This is a genomic window from Bacteroides sp. f07 (genome assembly GCF_042854785.1).
Lineage (GTDB): Bacteria > Bacteroidota > Bacteroidia > Bacteroidales > Bacteroidaceae > Bacteroides.
This window is the reverse complement of sequence record NZ_BAABXI010000002.1, coordinates 211,519-231,788: the sequence shown is the minus strand read 5'-3', so window position 1 is coordinate 231,788 and position 20,270 is coordinate 211,519. Positions and strand designations below refer to the sequence as shown.

Sequence of the window (20,270 nt, the reverse complement as noted above, 5' to 3'; positions counted from 1 at the left end):
CCATCTGCAACAAAATTGAGATAATATATTAATTAATAGATGGTTACAGCGTTGCAGATGCTGTTGCAGATGGTTGCAGATACCTGGCTATCTGCAACACTTTGTATGCCGATAGAAAGCTGTATTTTAAGAGCAAGGCAACACATCATATAGCTAAACATTAGCCTCCGTTTCTATACATGGAAACTCCAGTATCCATACGTGGAAACTCCAGTATCTATACGCAGAAACTCTCGTTTCTATGCTTGGAAACGAGAGTTTCCAGCCTGGGAACGGGAGTTCCAACGTAGGGAACTGTTATTTCTTAAGTAGACACTGACGGGATGACCGATACGGCTCGTTTATAGTGTTGCAGATACCTGGGTATCTGCAACCATCTGCAACAGCATCTGCAACGCTGTAACCATCTATTAATTAATATATTATCTCGATTTTGTTGCAGGTGGCAGATGTTACGCACTTTTTATTTTATATGAAAGATTATTTTGCTCAAATCCGTTCTAAAAAGAGCTAATTCCTTTCCCCCACCTGAGACTTTTAGTTTCAGGTGGGGAAACACTTTGTTTCAAAGCATGGTGAAACTCTTTTGAGTAGCAGAGACTCTTATTTCAATATGGAAAAACTATAAGTCTCACCTTTTACAGTAAAAAAGGAGATTAAATCTTTATCAACAGAAGAAACCGTAACTTCTTCTCCCTTGCTATTTTCGACCTTCAACCATCGGACAGCAGGGCAATATATTCGACATTCTCCACCATGACCGGAAGTAACGGCACATTGTGTAAGCCGACCAACATTCCATTCCATTGCAAAGGTGAAGTCTCCCTCCGCACGTAATCCCGTCACACTGCCATTCGCCCAAACAGCAGGTAAAGCAGGCAACAAATGGATAAATCCCTGATGACTCTGTAGCAGCATTTCAGCAATGCCTGCCGTAGCTCCGAAATTACCGTCAATTTGGAAAGGCGGATGCGAATCAAAAAGATTTTCATAAACTCCCCCCTGATCGCTATCCATACTAATAACTGTAAGTGTAGAAAAGTCAAGAGCAGATTTCAGCAAACGGTAAGCATGTTCGCCATCCTGCAAGCGTGCCCAGGTAGCGATTTTCCAGGCACGGCTCCACCCCGTTCCCAAGTCTCCACGTGACTCTAACGTTCTTTTTGCCGCATCTGCATATTTTGCATCTTTATAGTAAGATATCTGATTACCCGGATAGAGAGCTATCAATTGAGAGAGATGCCGGTGGGGATTTCCTATGGTATCAAGTTTCTGACTATCTTCCCGCCATTCACGTATTTGTCCCCAGACACCTAGTGTGACACCATTGTCCAAGCGTTTCAACTTCTCCGACAGCTTCCCTACAAAATCTTCATCCATCGGAATACCTGCCCCTTGCAGGACACGTACAGCCTGCATGGTTTCACTGAAAAGTTGCCAAACCAATTGTTGTGCATATGCCACGCCATCTTCCCAAGGCCCATGTTCAGGCGACCACTCTGCCGGAGCAATCAGTATGCTGTCAGCCGTTAATTGAAGCCTGTCAAACCAATATTCACAGGTACTACGCATGACCGGATAGGCCACAGAACGCAGATAGTTGATATCTTGTGTATAAGCATAATGCTTCCACAGATGCATGCAGTACCACGCATTCGCAGGACGGTTGATATTCCAATCCATGTAACCGAATATATTGCTTTGCGTGTTTACAGTCCATCCTCTGAGTCCTTCACTTCGTGCCAATTGTTGCCAGCTACCACCCGGGCGAAGAGCTTCAGTGGCAATATACCGGATGAAAGGTTCGTGACATTCGGAAAGATTACAGACCTCAGCAGGCCAATAATTCATTTGTATATTGATGTTACTATGAATATCACATTCCCAAGGCGGAGCATTATCTCCATTCCATATCCCTTGCAGATTATTCGGCAAATTCATTCCACGAGACGAAGCGATCATCAGGTATCGTCCATATTGAAAATACAACATATCCAAATAAAGTTCTTCTTTATGCAGGCGTACCAGTTCATTTGTGGGAACAGAGGGTATTCCAGTTTTCATTTCAGTCTGCATTCCTGTCTTTACCCCTGTCTTTGCCGCTGTCTTCAAATCAAACCGGACGCGGTTGAAAAGAGATTTATAATCATTCAGGTGAGCGGATTTCAGTTGCTTATAACCTTTTGCAGATGCCCGTACGAGCCGGTCTGTCAGACGCTTATGCAATTGTCCGGAAGTTTCTCCCACATAGGTAACAGAAGATAAATCATAATTGGTCGCTGCCGTCAATAGGATAAGGACGGAATTGGCTCCATTCACACGTAGTTTATTGCTATCTGCCACCAAAGTGCCACCTTCATTAATGACCTTCAATTGAGCTTCATAAGATAATAAATCCAGTTTTCTACGGAACAGGATACCATCTTTGGTGACTTCTTGCCGGGTGTCCGGACGTCCGTCGGCAAGGCTGACGGAAAAATTAAGTTTCTTCCCGGCTTCCGGTGTACTAAGCATAATCACAATTACCTCATCGGGGCGACTGGCAAAATACTCCCGTAAATAATGCGTTCCGGCCGACGTATAACTCACTTTGCCTATAGCCTCATCCAAAGAAAGTTCACGACGATAATCCCGGACATCTTCCTGTCCGTCAAAATGAATCCATACATCACCAAATTTCTGATAAGCCCCACGAGTGGTAGTGCTCCCTGTCCACAAGGTCTTTTCGTTAAAGAGTATCTGTTCGCACTCTACACCTCCAAAGAACAAAGCTCCCAATTCTCCATTACCAATAGGCAAGGCAGAGGTCATCCAGTTTGTTGCGGGACGGTCATACCATAGTCGCATGGGAACAGTTTCTGCCTTTTGTTCAACGCCCGCAACTGGTCCGGCAAAAAGCAGAAACACACAAATACTCTTGATAAAATTTCTATTCAGTAACATAAGCTACATAACGATTACTACAACAACTTTATTTTATTCGCACACAATCCCCCTTACTGTAACCTCCGCAATAACTGCCGGTGACTTCTCTACAAACCGAATACGTACAAAGCGTGCATGAACCCCGGTATCTGGGAAGTCCACAGTAATATGCGGTTCTTTTCTCCTATTAGCCTGCTTGTCTGATACGACTGTCCAATATGTTTTATCTCCCGACACTTCAAGAACATAACGATATATGCTTTCTTTCGGAAATTGAACCTGAATATTCTTCAATTCAAGTTCTTTCTCCGTATCCAATATCCAAAAAGGAGCGAGATCATCTTTGGATGCCTGCCAATAGGTCTGCAAATTGCCGTCTGCCGCAAATCCCGCTACTTGATTTTCGTGATGACTACTGGCAAAAGTAGGATTGTTCCGACCGAACTCCTGTACCGCTTTCTCTTTCTTCTCCCTTACAAACCGTACATAAGAACGTTCTCCCACTTCAGGAGTCAGCCCTTTCTTATAATCTTCATTTCCTTGAAAAACAATCTCTATGCGTGCCGGCTTCAGTCCCGGAGAAGTGGCTTCGAGCACAGAAGTTCCCGCATAATAGGAACGAAAAGCAATAGCCGCTTTCCCGTCCATGATACGGATATCACTGTCCGGTTCGAAACGAATCATATTTCCCGTTGGAAATTCTCCCGGACCGGAAACAAGTCTCAGTTCTACCGCAGGGGAATTACTAACAGGATTTCCCGTTGCATTCAGAACCGTAACCATTAATTGCACATCATCCGTACCGTCAGTAAGGACATCATTAGTGCGAGATGCCTCTAATCGCAGTTGTGCAGGAGTACCTTCTCCCGCCCATTCCGGTGGTGTCACCCGGGCATATTCGTTCCGATACCAATACCAGGAGCGTTTGGGAATACGGAAATAGTCTACAATCCCCATCTTTCCCAATTGGCTGCCGGCAATGCTTCCATGATCAAAGCCACACCATATCGCTTGCCCGCTGCGCCACGGAGTTCCTTTCCATCCATCGTTCATTTGCAGATCGCCCCATCCAGGACTATATTCCCCCGGACGTTCGGCAGTTACACTGCCATATTCGGACACTACATTTGGAATGCCCGGATTTTGAAAATCCGGCTGCGTTGCTCCATCCCCGTTGTACCCTCCGATATCACCTATCTTATCTATTCTCTCATCTCCCAACGGGCGTTGCGCGCCCCCAATGGCTGCGGGACGTGACGGATCGAGCTGATGAGTCAAATCAACCATTCTCTTTAACAGGCGACGTACCCCTTTCATCGCCTCCGGTGCAGAAAAAAAGGCTTCGTTGCACATGCTCCACGCCACAATAGAAGGATGATTACGATGAATACGTATCATCTCCTCCAACTGCTGCAAAGCACTTGCCTCAAATGCTTGTTCATCTTTCCTGTCCACCGGATAAGCACTTGAGTCCCAGTAACCATCCGGTCTGAAACCTCCAATCCCCCAGAAAGGCGCTTCCGACCAAAATAACATACCTTCCTCATCACAGGCTTGCGAAAAAGCAGGTGCATGAGGATAATGCGAACCACGGATGAGATCAAAGCCAGCCTCTTTCATCAACAGAATATCCCGCCGCATGGCTGCTTCCGTCACGGCATCTCCCCAACCAGCCTGATCCTGATGTACATTTACTCCTCTAAAAAACAAGTGTTCTCCGTTCAGGAAGAAGCCTTTGTCGGCAGTCCACTCAAACCAACGGAACCCGAAAGGAGTTTCTACCCGGTCTATCAATGTCTGCCCCTGAAAGACTGAACTGACTACTCTATACAGATAAGGATGACGAGGATGCCATAAAGTAAGATGATTTATCGATTCAGTGGTTTGTTCAAGCTTCTTCGTTGAATCAGCTTCCACTTTCTCCTCATTCTCCACAGAAACAAGTGTTTGGCCCTCGGCATCTTTTACTTCCGTCAAAAGTTTGAATACCACCATTTTATCCGTTTTGTTACAGACATCCGTACAAACCCTGACCACCGAGGATTTACCTTGATTCGCCGCCAAATCCGGCGTCGTCACAAATGTACCGTACCAGTCAATATATACAGGCGACTTTCTCACCAGCCGGACATTACGGTATATACCTCCACTAAACACATGTTCACCTGCCCTGGGTGCCACATTCGCTTTCCAAATATTATTTACGCGTACGGCAATCACATTATTTCCCACATGGGCTGCTGAAGATATGTCAAAATAGAAACCTGTATAACCACCCGTATGTGCACCTGCCTTTTTCCCGTTCACAAAAACTTCCGCTTCCTGAAATACTCCGTCAAACTCCACGAAAAGCTGTTGTTTCAAATCTTTCGCAGTTAATTCAAAAGACTTCCTATACCAGCCATAGCCTGTATAAAAGTCTTTCGACATAAAATAAGGAATACTAAAGGAATGAGGTATTCCAACTGTCTCCCAGTTACTATCATCATAGTCCGTCCGTTCGGCACCTGTATAATCACCTCGCATATACTTCCAATTCCGGTTGAAATTGATACTCTGCCGGCATAGTTCGTCTGCCTGAACATCAGCACACAGGGTACCACATAATAAACACAGTAAAAAAAGAAGAATTAATCTCTCTTGTTTCATATCCAATTCCTATTATAATATTTTATCCAAATCCTATTATAAATACAGATGTCATCTCATTCCTTTATCCAACCCATATATTGGCAGTCCTGATACACACGCTCACTATCAACGGGATAAACCTTATCAATTAACAATACCCCCTCCAAATCATTCGCTACCCGAACCGACTTGTCACTGTTCGAGACAGGTAAATATTCCGAATGTTTATTGGAAACAGAACCTCCCAAAATCACTGTGCCCAATCGTTCTCTCAACTGCTTACGGAATTTCCGTACATACAAGGCGGACTCACTTTCTGAAAGATGGTTGAGATTCAAAGCTATCCCGATATTTCGCTCTCCTATCTCCCGTATCATTTTTATTTGTTTATCCACTGTATCCGCAATCCTGAACCGCGTGTTAGTCAGCAGCAACCGAACTCCCCTCTTCTCACCATATTCCGACAAATAACGAAAAGTCTTTTTCATCCCGTCATATACCTTTTGTGCAGGATACTTGTCACTTTCAACCGTTCCATGCGTCGTAAATAATGCCACACCTATTTGTAATTCCCCCATTTTATCCAGTATCCTCTTATAATAATCCATGCTTTTCTCATAATATTCGGGAACGGCATCACATAAAGTCAAGCCCGGGAAATGGTTTATCTCCTCTATGAAACTGACCACCATAGATATACCACGCTCATCAAGTAACTTCTTCTCTTCACGAAGTGCGTCTAATGAATAGTTTGCCAAGTATTCCGCGCTCACACAGACTCCGCCGAATGCGTCATAAAAGCAATCAATTCCGTCTATATCTTTAAGAATCCCTTTGGAATATCTGTCCAACGCCAGAATATGATTTCTATTATCGGGCAATACATACCGTTGCGACGATTGCTGTCCACCGGATATATTCTGTGCGTCAGGTAACTTATTTTTCAGAAGTCCATAAACTGTTTCCCAATCCAGACTCGGTGTATCAAGCAATTCATAACCGTCGCCAGCCACCTTGAGCATACCTTGTCCTGAACTTTTCACTATTTGAAAATTTAAATCTGCCAATTCAGAGGGAATGGAAAAACCTATCGGCATTGCCGGTATAAACAGTACATCTTCTCCATAAAGGAGCGAGAGTTTATCCGCTATCTCCTTCAGCTCAATCAAGGTTTGCTTATACTGCGGCAGACTACTGTCGAACGTCCAGCGCCCTGAAACAAATCCTTTCCGCAAATCCGCAGTAATCTGTAATTTCTGCAAGCAGAACCACTTGTTCTGTTCCTTTAAAGCGTAGCTGTCTGCCTGCAGCAGCTTATCGCCCTCAACGGATATTCCGCTAAAATAATCGAAAAAGGTAGGCATATATCTGATTGTTTCTTTGGTGAACAAGATATCGCCAAATACCAACAACCGATGATTCACAGGGGGCGTCTGCTGTATTTTTTCTGCTAATTCTACCCCCTCTTCATCAACAGATACATCAAACAAACGTATATCCCCTCCAAAAATATACGAATCATTATCTTTTCCATCTATATCACCCCGTTTTCCATTCGGCCAATATCCCTGAGCCTGAAACTGTTTGTCTCCTGTCGAAAGTTCATCTATTGATTTTATCCTTCCAATCTTCGAACGTATTGCAAAAGGCAGGCTCTCCAGCGTATTGTTATAAATTGCCAGCCGATATTTACCTTTTTTCAAATAATTCACTATCACTCCAAGCCCCTCGCCCACTTCAAATAATTGTACAGATCTAAATACTGCATCTACTATCGTCCGGAAGTGATTCAGTAAAACATATGGCCTGCCTAGAAAAGTATTGAAACCACCTTGCATCCATGTAGGTGGCCTATTGTATTCCAAGGGAGCAGCATTCAGGCCATAAGCTGTAAGCGAAAGTACAATTTGCCCCTTGCCCACAAGAATATCAACGGCTACCGGCTCTCCGCCAACCGTCGCCAAGACATGAGCTCCATCGGGCAAAGAGGCACTATAAAGCTCAAAGTTCCCCCGTTCTACAAGTTCATTCTCTCCTATCCTGACTATTCCACCGGCCGAAACGGTTCTACTTTTACCGATTCCCCATTCCGGCCAAATACGTGCGGCATTTTCTGCCGTAACTATAAAAGTACCGCCCTCGTGAACATACTCTTTCACTTTATCCGCCAACTCCGTTCCACCACTGAAAAGGTTTCCGGCAGCCACCATGACAGGGTACTGCCTCATCACTTCCACACGTGCATCACTGTGTAAAACATCGGCATTCTCCCCATAAGGAGTCGCACACATCGCTCCCGTTTCATCATGAAAAAAGCCACTCCGTTCATAGTTCGGGAAAAATAGACTTATCATCGCATCTGTCAGAAAATCACCTGCGCCATAATCCATCCCGTTCCAAACCTGAAACCGGCCTGCGATATGGTCTGCCGGCATCCAACCTGAATAGAAATCATTGAGTAAAGCGATTTGTGTAACCATACAGCCCGGCTGCCCATACTTCTCTACAAAGTTCGCACAATCGGTATGCATCTTGCCAATAGGAGTCAGTTCTCCCTTGTTATTGGCAAAATTACCTTCGCACCATCCCGACTCCATACTGAGTATTGTTGCATTATACATATATTGTGTATAATAAGAACGTTTAAACAACGATAAACTTCCTCCTTTATTCACACGCTCGTATTTCTCGTCCCGGGAATAATTCTTATATCCCCATGTATCAAACACCGATACATCACCGAACCACAAGATACCGTACTGCTTTCCCGCTCCACGCAAATGCATATATTGCACCTGTCCGTTGGTTATCTTATTCTGTGTTTCCGCTCCTGCAAGAATCGTATATCCTTCTTTCAGAATGTAATGCCAATACCACAGGACACTCAATGAACTGCACCAGTTTCCCAAATCGGCAGCGACACGGTCAAAATAAGGCTGGGAAGCAAGATACTGCCTTCTGCGATCCGGAATGTATGGTTCCATTATCTGTTTATAGGTAAAGTTAAACCGGCCATCCTGCTCTCCTATATCAAATCCGGTAAACCGATGTCCCAAATACTTCTTGATTTGCTCCTTTTGCCACTCCGGCAAGATATATTCACCAAAACTTCCATGGAAGGGACTTCCCGGTCCATACCCACCTATGTTATGAAGATACATACCATGCTTTCCTATATATTGCAGCCTTCCCGTAAACTCCTGATTCTTTAGGAATGAAGCACCAGGACGATATACCAACCCCGGAATATCAGCCAGTTCAGCTTCGTTTAACGGAACATTCCTCCCGGCTACAAATTGAGTCCGATGACCAAAATCACTCCAGGAAAGAGCCGGATAAGGACGCCTGGAATATTCAGGGTATTCCATCGGCTCAACCGGATAAGGGTAGATGACCGGATGTATGGTAAAGAGCTGTCCCGATGCACCAGTATCCGGAACACAGGATAGAAGGAAAACTATAAATAAGAAATAACGATATAATATTCTCATGTCTGTATCGTCTTATTCTTTTACGTATTCTATCGACAAATTATCTACATAGAGAATACCGTCATCCTCTCTTGAATCTATCACCATCTTGAATTTATCTCCGGCTTTCAGCAGACCGGTCCGATAGTTATATTGTACCCATTCGCCCGTACCCTGAACCGTATCATCAATGCCAAAATCCGAATAAAGTTTAAATGGGCCGGATGCCTTATAAGTCATGAAACTTATGATATAGTAACCGTCATTCCACACTCCACCCCAGTCGAACATCAATTCTATTTTTCCCTGTTTGATGCTTAATGATTTAGTTCCCTCGAAAGTTTTTTCGTCGGTTACAACCGGATTCCCCTCTGTATAATATCCGATGCGGTCTTGAATAAACGTCCAAGGCTCAATCACCTTCCCTGTCTCATACGTTTCATAATCGTCGAGACACTGATAAGCCTTTTTGCCAGTCACGGAAATACCTTTCGACATACCATTGCGGTTGACCGAATATACAGTATATTCAGCACCCGTCACCGAAGCTGTATAATCCAGAAACTCCTTGTTTGTCACCTCTTTATAAAACGCGCCATTTTTATATACTTTATACGAAGTGGCAAAACGCCCTGCAGTCCAGGATAACAAACAGCCTTCAATATTAGTATCGGATGCTTGTAACTTGGCAGGAACACGAGGTTCAATGCCGTCAGGGATTCCCAAATAGCCCGAATCTACTGCATAAGTAGCTGAACGCCATCCTTGACTGTCCACAGCATAAATGCGATATTCAGTCAATGTATCAGGAGCAGAATTGTCTTCATAAGATTCAACCGTCAAACTATCTGCAATCACTTTCAATCCTCTGACCAATGTATAAAAAGCAGCATCTTCCACTTTGGTCCATTTCAGGAAAACCGAGGTATCACCGCGACTGGCAGTCAATTGTGCAGGGGCATTCAAACGCTGAAGAGCATAATCTTCCTTTTCACAGCTTATGTATACAACTGTAATAACAGCCAAAACTATGATATGTATAATATGTTTCATTATTTACTTACTATTTACTGGTTTACTTCTTGTTTCAAATTAATATCCTTCATTATTAGGAAGCAGATTAGGATTAGCATCAGTAGCTTCCTGCGGCAAGGGCCATAGATAATTGGCAGGTGCAACAAAGACTTTGTGCGAACCAAAATTATACAGTTCGTCGGAAGTGATCGAATTAATCACATCGGCAGCTATCCCCCAGCGACGAATGTCAAAGTATCTCAACCCTTCAAAAGCAAACTCCCATTTCCGTTCATCCTGAATGATTTTCATCATTGTTGCCGGATCTGTTGTATGAGCCACGTGTGCTATTCCGGCACGGTCTCTCACCGCGTCCAATATATCAAATACAGACTGGTCTATATCCCCAAGCATCGTTTTCGCTTCGGCATACATCAACAGCACGTCGGTATAGCGCAGAATAATGAAATCGGATTCGTCTTCTTGCAACCATTCTGTCTTTTTATCTTCATTCATATATCCTTTGTTGATATTTAACGGATAATCTATCGCACACTGCGCATCAATGCCGCACACATGTTCAGAAGTGAAAGGTATACCGTTCACAACGGAATAACCACCAATATAAAACGTACTTTCAAACCGGGGACCACGGTTGGCCCACTTATTCTGAGAATCATATACCTTAGATCCTTCAGCTACCGTCTTGCCGTCAGTCAAAGGATAAGAGTCAATAAACTCCGGCAAGATAGATACGGTTGCCCATGAACCGTTCATGCTTCCTGTCGGCAACCCGGGGATTTTGCTTCCGAAAGGAGTATTGAATGTACTTCCCTGCTTGGTTCCGTTAGCTACATATTTCAGGCTGAACAATATTTCAGGGTTATTCTCATTCGAGTTGGCGAATATGCTTTTATAATCGTCCAGGAACATGGAATTTTCTAAGGTTTTATCGAGTTCCATCAATTCTTTTGCGGCTTCCACCGTATTTTCATAATCCTTATTATACAAATAAGCGCGTACTTTCATCCCCATAGCCGCTTGTTTGGTGGCAAGTCCCCATTTGTTATTATAAGGAGTCATCTCCAGGCAGCTAACAGCTATTTTAAGATCCGGGATAATCAACTGGTTCGTTATATCATCGACCGAGCTTCTCGGCAACTTTGATTCGGAAGGAAGATAAAGACGGTCGATCATTGGCACCGGCCCCCAAAGACTTGTCAGACGTATATAACATATAGCCCTCACGAAATGCGCCTGTCCTTTTACATAATTCACAAATTCCTCGGGAAACTCCGATTGCTTGGCCTCTATCTGTTCAATAATCGTATTCGACCAGGAAACAGCCGCATACACCTTCTGATATAAAGATGCGACATAGTCGGTCACGGATTTCAATTCCCCCCGTGATATATCAAACCAGGGCTGCGTCCAACTATTCTTATACATGCATACGTCTGCACAAACTTCCCAATATAGATTTCCAAAATACGCTCCGTCTTTGGCTTCATCATCCAACGGACGAAGCATGGAATACAAACCGGTCACAGCCTGGTCAAAATCATCTTTCGTTTTAAAGAAATTCTCATTAGCCACCGTATCCTTCGGTTCCAGTTCAATCCAATCATTACACCCGCTCAACATAATAAATGAAAAGGCGGACAAAAGCAATACATATATTTTTTTCATACTGTTTCAGTTATTAGAAAGTTAAATCAATACCCATTTTCACTGTCATCGCTTGCGGAATACCACCCCGTTCACCTGCACCGTTGGAACGTTCCGGATCCAGTCCCCGGTAATCTTTCTTCGTCCAGGTGAATAAATTGGAAGCGGAAACATATACTCTCATTTTCTCCATTTTCAGCGTACGGATGATGTTCAACGGCAAGTCATAGCTCAAAACCAGATTTTTCAAACGTAGATAAGTTCTATCCATCAGGAAATAGCTGTTGGCGTAGTCAACATTAGGGCCACTTTCAACCCACAAACGTGGGATTGTCTCACTCGGATGTTCCGGAGTCCAACGTTTCGTCCAATATTGACCAAAATTGGAACCTTGGAATGTCGGAGTATAATATTCGCATGTTCCATAGGTATAGGCATCTGCAATCCCTTGAAAATCGGCACTGATATTTATACCTTTATACCCAAATGATAAATTTGCGCCAAATGTCCATGCCGGATATTCCGTTCCCAATATCTGTCGGTCATTGGCATCAATCACTCCATCCGGTTTTCCTTCGGGACCGCTGATATCTTCAAATACCAAGTCACCCGGCCCTGCTCCTTTCACATGGGGAGAGTTATCCACCTCTTCCTGAGTCTGATAAATCTTGCCGGTCCATTTCAACATATAATAGGAATTCATCGGTTTATTACGAGTCGTAATTTTATTACCACTGATATGGCGGTCAGTCTCTCCGGTCATTCCCGGGTCTATGGCATTGACCTTATTTTGAATATGTGACATATTACCACCAATGGAGAAATGAAAGTCTTTCAACCTCTTCTGATAAGTAGCCGACAATTCAAAACCGCTGTTCTGCACTTCTGCCAGATTGGTCAACACCGATTTGAATCCGGTTTCATACGGCAATGGCGTATCGAATAAAATATCTTTTGTCTTACGCATAAAGTAATCACCTTCCAGCACCAGTTCCGAATTGAACAGATGAAGATTAAAACCTACATTCGTCACATTGGTAGTCTCCCAGTGAATATCCGGGTTTCCATAAGAGGTAGGAACAACGCCCGTTGCCACCTCATTCCCCCACACATAATTACCGTCATAACCGATCTTGGCAATATAAGGGAAATTATCGCTGCTATACTGGTTGCCGAGCTGCCCCCAGGAAGCACGCAATTTCAGAAAGTTAATCATAGGAATCTTCTTCATGAAATTCTCCTGCGTCAACACCCATCCCACAGAGAAAGAAGGGAATATACCATACTTGAAATTGGAACCGAACCTGGAGGAACCGTCACGACGCAGATTGAATTCGAAAAGATATTTGTCGGCAAAATCATAGTTCACACGTCCGAATTGGGAAAGAATGGCATATTGGGTCATACTACTGCTATTTTGCACCGTTGAAGGATCTCCCGAATCAAGAATATGCACATAATTGGAAATATACTTACCCCTGGAGGTATCAAAATAGTCATAATTGGTCGTTTCATAACTGGCAGCAACCATAGCTCTCATATGATGTTTGCCGATTGACTTGGAATATTCCATCTGAACATACGGATTAATCCGGTAATCCCTGGCTGACGACATCTTCAAACTTCCGTTTCCATAATAACCGTCACTAATCACATCATCCATATTTGCACCTTCCGCAACCAGTTCCTCATACCGCCAGTTTTTAACCTCCGGGCAGCCCTTCCACTCGCTATAATCTCTTAACTGTACATTTGCATTGAGATATGCATACACTTTCAGTTCCGGAAGAATGTCCCAACTCAAGAAAGCATTACCGTAAATGTTATTGTTTTTCTGATGAATCTCATTGTAAAGCATCTTGGTCAACGGATTCTCTCCTTGCACCTGTCCTGTATAGGACAAAGTCGTATTATCGGGCATCGCAATCGTACCGTCCGAATTATAGGCCGGGTTCAGAGGATTGGCACGCATCAGATCAAGCGCAAATACCTCGTCCACACTTCCGTTCGGAGTACGCTGATCGCCGTAAGTATAACCGATAGATGCTCCGATCTTTAATTTGGGAAGTACATAAGTATCCAGGTTCAGACGGGCAGTAAGCCGTTTATAGTTACCACTGGATGCTATGGAGCCCTGGTCCATATAACCTAAAGAAAAGTAATATTTGGTCTTATTATTCCCGCCGCTTGCACTCATATTGTACTCCTGGGTAGTAGCCGTGCGGAAAATCTGATCAAACCAATCGGTAGAACACGCATCCCTGAATTTGGGTGTACGGTATCTTTCAATTACTTCATCCGGAAAAGCTGACTCCAATCCGGAGTTGATTCGCGCCTCATTCATCAGGAGCATAAATGTTTCCGGGTCCGTCACCATGTCCGGTTTACTCTGGCTGGTCATTTGAGACCAGGAAAGACCTGCACTTACATTAAAAGTTGACTTCCCTTCTCCTTTTCCTTTCTTAGTGCTCACCAATACAACACCATTCGCGGCCTGCGAACCATAGATAGAAGCCGACGCAGCATCTTTCAAGACAGATATACTTTCGATATCCGCAGGATTTACCACATCCATACTCGGAGAAATAACCCCATCAATCAAAATAAGAGGGGAGGTATTATTCAACGTACCAAGTCCGCGAATGGTGATCTGCGCACCATCGGCACCTGCCATACCGGACGATTGTGCGATATGTACGCCTGCTATCTTACCTGCCAGGCTCTGCGAAGCACTGGTAATAGGTCTGCTCTCCAATTGTTTCACGTCAAGACTCGCCACCGCTCCGGTCAGATTCACCTTTTTCTGTGCACCATATCCCACTACAACGACTTCATCAAGAAGCTGCGAATTCTCTTTCAATATGACTTTTACATACTTCCGCCCTTTAATGGCAACTTCTTGCTCCTCAAAACCAATATAAGATACAATCAGGATATCTCCCGATACATTCTCCAAGGAAAAGTTTCCATCCACATCAGTAATAGTTCCCTGATTGCTTCCTTTCAACTTTACATTGGCTCCAATCACCGCTTCTCCGTTTGTGTCGACGACTCGTCCCTTAACTATGCCGCTCTGCATAACCTGCAACTCCCCGTCTACCCCCAACATTGCATAGGAAGGTTGCGCGTTTCCTATTAATAAAAAAAATGTCACCGTCAGGAATAAAGTCTTCCTCAACGAAATAAAGAAAAAATGTTTTTCCATAAAACTGATTTTAAAATTAACTATTCAAGGCATTGCACCCTCGTTTTGTCGCAAAACTAAGCAGGATGCATTGCCTGAAAGGGGGGAAATTCGTCTTTTTTAGGGTGAAATTCAGCTATTGGACTATTCGGAACAATCCGCCGTGAACAAGTGAATCAAATAACCAGATCCGGCTATAAACTAAGCACATATTGCTTGGGAGTCATATTCATCTTACGTTTGAAAAGATCACGGAAATGTTTCACATCATTGAATCCGCATTTGGCGCATACCGCACCGATATTCGTCTCGCCTTCCTTAAAATATTGGACGGCTTTGAACAGCCGGTATTCATTTATAAATTCAACAACAGTCATTCCGGTCATCCCTTTTATTTTACGGTACAAGGTGGAATGACTCATCCCCATGTGTTCCGCAAAAGCCATTATCTCAAAACTAGAATTATTCAGGTTATTATCAATAATCTCCCGGCACTTCAACAGGAACTTCTGTTCTTCTTTCGAGTATCTCTTTTCCGTTTTCGTCAATGAGTTCACCATCTCTGTCGATTCTACACGCGCCAACAGTTGATCGATACGTTTACGGAGATATTTTAATGAAATCGGTTTGGTCAGATAAGCATCCGCACCGCAATCAAAAGCCACCATTTGGTCTTCCTCTGAAGTTTTAGCAGTCAACATAATGACAGGAATATGGGCCAGCTTCTTATCTCTCTTCATTAATTGCAAGAAATCCGTCCCACTCATTTTAGGCATCATCACATCGCAAATTACGATATCAGGTAATGCGGTCTGCACCAAAGAAAGCCCGTCCATACCATTACTTGCCTTCACTATCTTAAAAGCACCGCTTAAAAAGCGCTCCAGCATATCGAGTATCTCACTCTCGTCATCTATTATTAATAAGGTGTAGGGGGCTGTCGGTGAAGAGGCCGGCTCTGCCGCCACAGGCATATTCTCTTTCGTAGATCTCGGCACAATGATAATTTCTTCATTCGAAGAAACAGGTTCATCCACCCTTTCTTTTTTGGGAAGTTCAACTATAAATTTAGCCCCTTTGTTCAGTTCACTTTCTACGCGTATCGTCCCGTCATGCAATTCGACCAAGTGCTTCACAAAGGAAAGCCCGATACCATCCCCCGTAGAAAATATTTCGGTATTTTCTACCTGGAAGAAGCGGTCGAATATAGCATCCTGAAATTCTTTTTTAATGCCGACGCCATTGTCTTCAACCACTAACGTTACTTTTTCGTCCGTATCATCAATAGATAATACGATTTTCCCTCCTTCAGGAGTATATTTGAAAGCATTGGAAATGAGATTGGACAAAAGAATCTCCATCTTTTCGGGATCAAATTCGACACGAATGATCGTCCGTGACGGTAAGAAATGAAAAATAATATTCTTCTGCTGGCACAGAGCTTCATAATCCACAATCAAGTCTTTACAGAAAGCAACCAGGTTCAGTGATTGCGGCTCGAGTTTCAACTTTCCGGACTCCAGTTTACGGAAGTCTATAATCCGGCTAATCAGCTTATTCAGTTTCATAGCATTTCTGTACATACCCACCAGAAAAGATTTAGGAACCGAAACCGGGCCTCTGCCCTCCCTGCCCGTCAGAAGTTCCTCCAAAGGAGAGGTTATCAAAAAAATAGGCGTACGCAGTTCATGCGTAATATTCGTATAAAAGCTCAGCTTTGCTTCGTTGATATTTTTAGCCGCTTTCTTCTCTATCTCATTCAAATGTACCAAATGTTTTATATTCAATTCATGACGGTACAGCCAAAATATAAAAATGATTAGTCCTAAGATCAACAGCCCCCAAAGCGACAAAGCCCAAGTGGTTTTCCACCAAGGGGGTGTGATAATAATCTTCAGGCAAGATGCCTTATCAGTCCATTGACCTTCATTGTCGGAAGCCTTAACGTAAAAATAATATTCTCCGGGGGGAATATTAGTATAGGAGATCTGCCGGGCATGGGAGATTTCTGACCAACCGTTCTCGAAATTCTCCATATAGCAAGAGAACTGCACCTTGTCAGGGGAAATCAACTCAGGTGTTGAGAAATGAATCGTAAAGAAGTTCTGATCATATGGCAAGTGTATATCCTCTGGTTGCATACCATAGAGATTCACAACTTTATTTTCATGATTCAACAGCTCAAGATTGGTGAAATACACATGATTGACCTGTTCACCGTCATATTTAATATCTTCCGGTTTGAAACTGAACAAACCTCCCGTACTTCCAAAATACATTGTATCCCCTTCCTGAAAACACGCGTTATAATTGAATTGGGTAGAAGTAAGGTTGTCTTCTTTACCAAAACGAATAAACTTTCCATTGACAGGATTATAACGGAACAAGCCATTGTACGTACTCACCCATAAATAACCGGACTTATCTTCCAGCATCCCCACTATATTCGTATCTGTCAGGCCGCTTCCAACCCCATACGGAGTGACTTCCCCAGACGTTTGGTCTAATCTGTATAGCCCGGCATATTCTATCGAGAACCAGACCTGATTCCTGGAATCAATATACATATACCGTATCATATTACCGGGTATTGGAGTCTTTTCGGACTCTTTAAAGTAATGTTCAAGAGGTTCTGTCGTTTTCCGGTCAAATTTATAAAGTCCATATCCCATCGTACAAAGCCAAATGGCATCCTCTTCAAATATTATATTCAAAGCATTCAGGTTGCTCAGATTGTCAACCACAGTGAATGTCTCACTCTTTTTATTGAAACAATAAACATCTTCGGCTATAATCCAAATATTACCCTCACCATCGTCCTTTATCTGCCATATTCTATTTGCACTCTCTTCACCATTAACCGATGGCAACGCATAATTCTTAAATGTATGATCGGACAGTGAATAGCGGCTGAGCCCCTTGCCATATATTCCCAACCAGGCAAAATCGTCATCCACTGATAACGACAAAAGATTGTCACCCGAAATACCACTATTACGAGTCGTATATTTCAGAAGTTGGTCATTCTTTACATCATAAATGTTCAGTCCTCCGCCGTCCAGTCCCACATACAACCGTTCCTTTTGAGAAATGACAGCGGTCACCATATCATACGATAGCTTTTTATTCTGTACGCAGAAAGACTGAAACCAGTCATAATGTTCCGAACTTGCATTCAGCCCCCCCCGGTACGTACCAATCCAAAGATTCTGTCCCCGATCTACAAATAATGAATAAATGGCATCACTGCTCATATCGCTTTCTCCCGAAGAAATGCCGGAGCATCCTTCTTCATTAAAAACCATCAGCCCGTTTCCATCTGTTCCAAACAATGTTTCATCTTTATAGTCGACAATTGTCTTTACACTTGACGGTACCCTGACTTCCAACTTTTCAAGGCTATTCTCCTTGTTCATCCTAAAAACAAGACTTGGATAGCCTATGCCAAAACCAAGAAAAATCATATCTCTATTCGCACTGTAATACAGACAGTCACTCAGTACTTTTGAGTCAAACGGTAAATGAGCCCGAATCCTCATTTCGTCGGGATCAATGACATACAAACCATCTGTGGCATGTCCAATCAGTAACCCCTCTTTATAGTTTGAAATAGACAACCATTCTATTTTCTTTTTATAATCACACGGTTCAAAGACACATCCCTCTTTACGCACCAATAGTTCGTGCGAAAAGGTCAATACAAAGACTTTTCCTTGATTCACTACAATATTTTTGATGCTTTCCGTTAGCCCTTGTCTTTCACCTGTCGGAAGAATCCATTCACACAAATGAAAATTATTCTCTTTATAAGAATAAAGTTCCAATCCCTGTTCGGTTCCTACCCAAAGTTCATCTCCCACCGAAGCCACAACTTCCACATAGTTATTGACTATAGATAAACTGTCTTGAGAGTCATGTCTAAAGATGGTAAAATCGACTCCGTCAAATTTACACAGTCCGTCGAACGTTCCCAACCAAATAAACCCTAAGTGATCTTGGGTGATAGACTTCACTGTATTATTGGATAGTCCGTCCGACATATCCCAAAGTTTAAAATGCTCATAGCCGGCAAAAACACGGAGAGGGAAGATGATAAGCAGTATAAAAATTATTCTTTTCAAGTTCTTCATAGTATAGCTATATCTTATAATACCACATTACTGTCCCATTAAAATATAAAAAATTGTTCCTTGGAATATTACAGTTTCTTAGTAGACAGGGCATTAATGAGAGATTTCATAGATTAACGTAACAAATGTAGGAAAATTCTTTGTAATCCGACTATAAATAGCGTATAAATTAAAAGAGAAAACAGCCTATCATAAAGAAATATTTATATTCGTATGCGATATATGCCTGCATCATCCTTGCTTTATTGAAATAAAAGCTTTTATTTACAAAGAATAATGTATAACTTTGCAATTTTAGTATCCTCATTTAACTCTAATGTTCAATATTTGATTAACATGATAAGAAAACATCAATTATTAGTGCTAAGCACTTTACTGATATTTACATGTACAACTATGAATGCTCAAAAAATTATAAAACTGTGGGAAACGAATCCACCGACTAATAATGAAATAACAGATGCTGAAAAGTGCGAAAGAAACGGCAATTGGGTAACAAATGTTTCCTCACCCGAACTGGCTATTTACCAGACCGATAAAACAAAGAACACAGGAATGGCAGTTGTGATATGCCCTGGCGGCGGATATGCCGGACTGGCTATTCTGCACGAAGGGGAACAGTTTGCTAAATGGTTGAACGGACAAGGAATAACGGCTTTCGTCCTCAAATACCGGATGCCGAACAAACATAAAGAAGTACCGTTGGATGATGCACAGCAGGCAATACGTTATGTACGCAATCATGCAAGCGAATTGGGTATAGACGTAAATAAAGTAGGCATCGCCGGTTTCTCGGCAGGCGGACATTTGGCTGCCACTGCTTCTACTCACTATACCACAGAAGGGACAAATACAAGACCCGACTTCTCCATTCTTTTTTACCCTGTCATAACTATGGAAACAGCCACTCATGGCGGTTCCCGCTCTAATTTACTGGGTAACAAACCGCAGCCTGAAGATATTCAGTTCTTTTCTAACGAAAAACAAATTAATGCAAATACTCCGCCTGCCATCTTGCTATTAAGTGATGATGATAAATCCGTACCGACTGCCAATAGCGTACTCTATTATGAATCATTGAAGAAAAACAATGTCCCCGCAACCATGTATATATTCCCAAAAGGCGGTCATGGCTGGGGGATGAATATAGACTTTAAGTATCACTCACAGATGCTTGAGTTGCTTGGTATGTGGCTGAAGTCTACTGACACTCAATTAGGTAAATCCCCTAAATGATGCACAAAATAG

At 42.8% G+C, this 20,270-nt stretch carries 8 protein-coding genes; 1 reads left to right on the top strand and 7 read right to left on the bottom strand.

Translation table 11 applies throughout. The features are described from left to right. Positions 1 to 603 precede the first annotated feature (603 nt). From ACGHVY_RS16055 to ACGHVY_RS16025, 7 genes are all read right to left on the bottom strand, one after another. The gene (locus ACGHVY_RS16055; RefSeq protein ID WP_390599870.1) at positions 604 to 2,943 is read right to left on the bottom strand and encodes a glycosyl hydrolase family 95 catalytic domain-containing protein; all 2,340 of its coding nucleotides are present in this window, start codon (positions 2,941 to 2,943) and stop codon (positions 604 to 606) included. A gap of 33 nt (positions 2,944 to 2,976) precedes the next feature. Next, positions 2,977 to 5,574 (bottom strand): glycoside hydrolase family 2 TIM barrel-domain containing protein, encoded by a 2,598-nt coding sequence (locus tag ACGHVY_RS16050; protein ID WP_390599868.1) that lies wholly within the window; start codon positions 5,572 to 5,574, stop codon positions 2,977 to 2,979. A gap of 56 nt (positions 5,575 to 5,630) precedes the next feature. Then, on the bottom strand, positions 5,631 to 9,047 hold the full coding sequence (locus tag ACGHVY_RS16045) for a sugar phosphate isomerase/epimerase family protein (protein ID WP_390599867.1): 3,417 nt from the start codon (positions 9,045 to 9,047) through the stop codon (positions 5,631 to 5,633). 12 nt (positions 9,048 to 9,059) lie between these two features. Next, positions 9,060 to 10,079, bottom strand: coding sequence for a hypothetical protein (locus ACGHVY_RS16040; RefSeq protein ID WP_390599865.1), 1,020 nt, complete (start codon positions 10,077 to 10,079; stop codon positions 9,060 to 9,062). Between the two features lie 39 nt (positions 10,080 to 10,118). Then, positions 10,119 to 11,729: a RagB/SusD family nutrient uptake outer membrane protein gene (locus tag ACGHVY_RS16035; RefSeq protein WP_390599863.1), complete on the bottom strand. Its 1,611-nt coding sequence runs from the start codon at positions 11,727 to 11,729 to the stop codon at positions 10,119 to 10,121. Positions 11,730 to 11,742: 13 nt separating this feature from the next. Continuing rightward, on the bottom strand, positions 11,743 to 14,913 hold the full coding sequence (locus ACGHVY_RS16030) for a SusC/RagA family TonB-linked outer membrane protein (RefSeq protein WP_390599861.1): 3,171 nt from the start codon (positions 14,911 to 14,913) through the stop codon (positions 11,743 to 11,745). A 173-nt stretch (positions 14,914 to 15,086) separates the two neighbouring features. Beyond that, entirely contained in the window at positions 15,087 to 19,022 is a 3,936-nt protein-coding gene (locus ACGHVY_RS16025; RefSeq protein WP_390599860.1) for an ATP-binding protein, read from the bottom strand. Between the two features lie 396 nt (positions 19,023 to 19,418). On the opposite strand from ACGHVY_RS16025, the gene ACGHVY_RS16020 reads away from it, so the two are divergent. Continuing rightward, on the top strand, positions 19,419 to 20,258 hold the full coding sequence (locus ACGHVY_RS16020; RefSeq protein WP_390599858.1) for an alpha/beta hydrolase: 840 nt from the start codon (positions 19,419 to 19,421) through the stop codon (positions 20,256 to 20,258). The last annotated feature ends 12 nt before the right edge of the window (positions 20,259 to 20,270 follow it).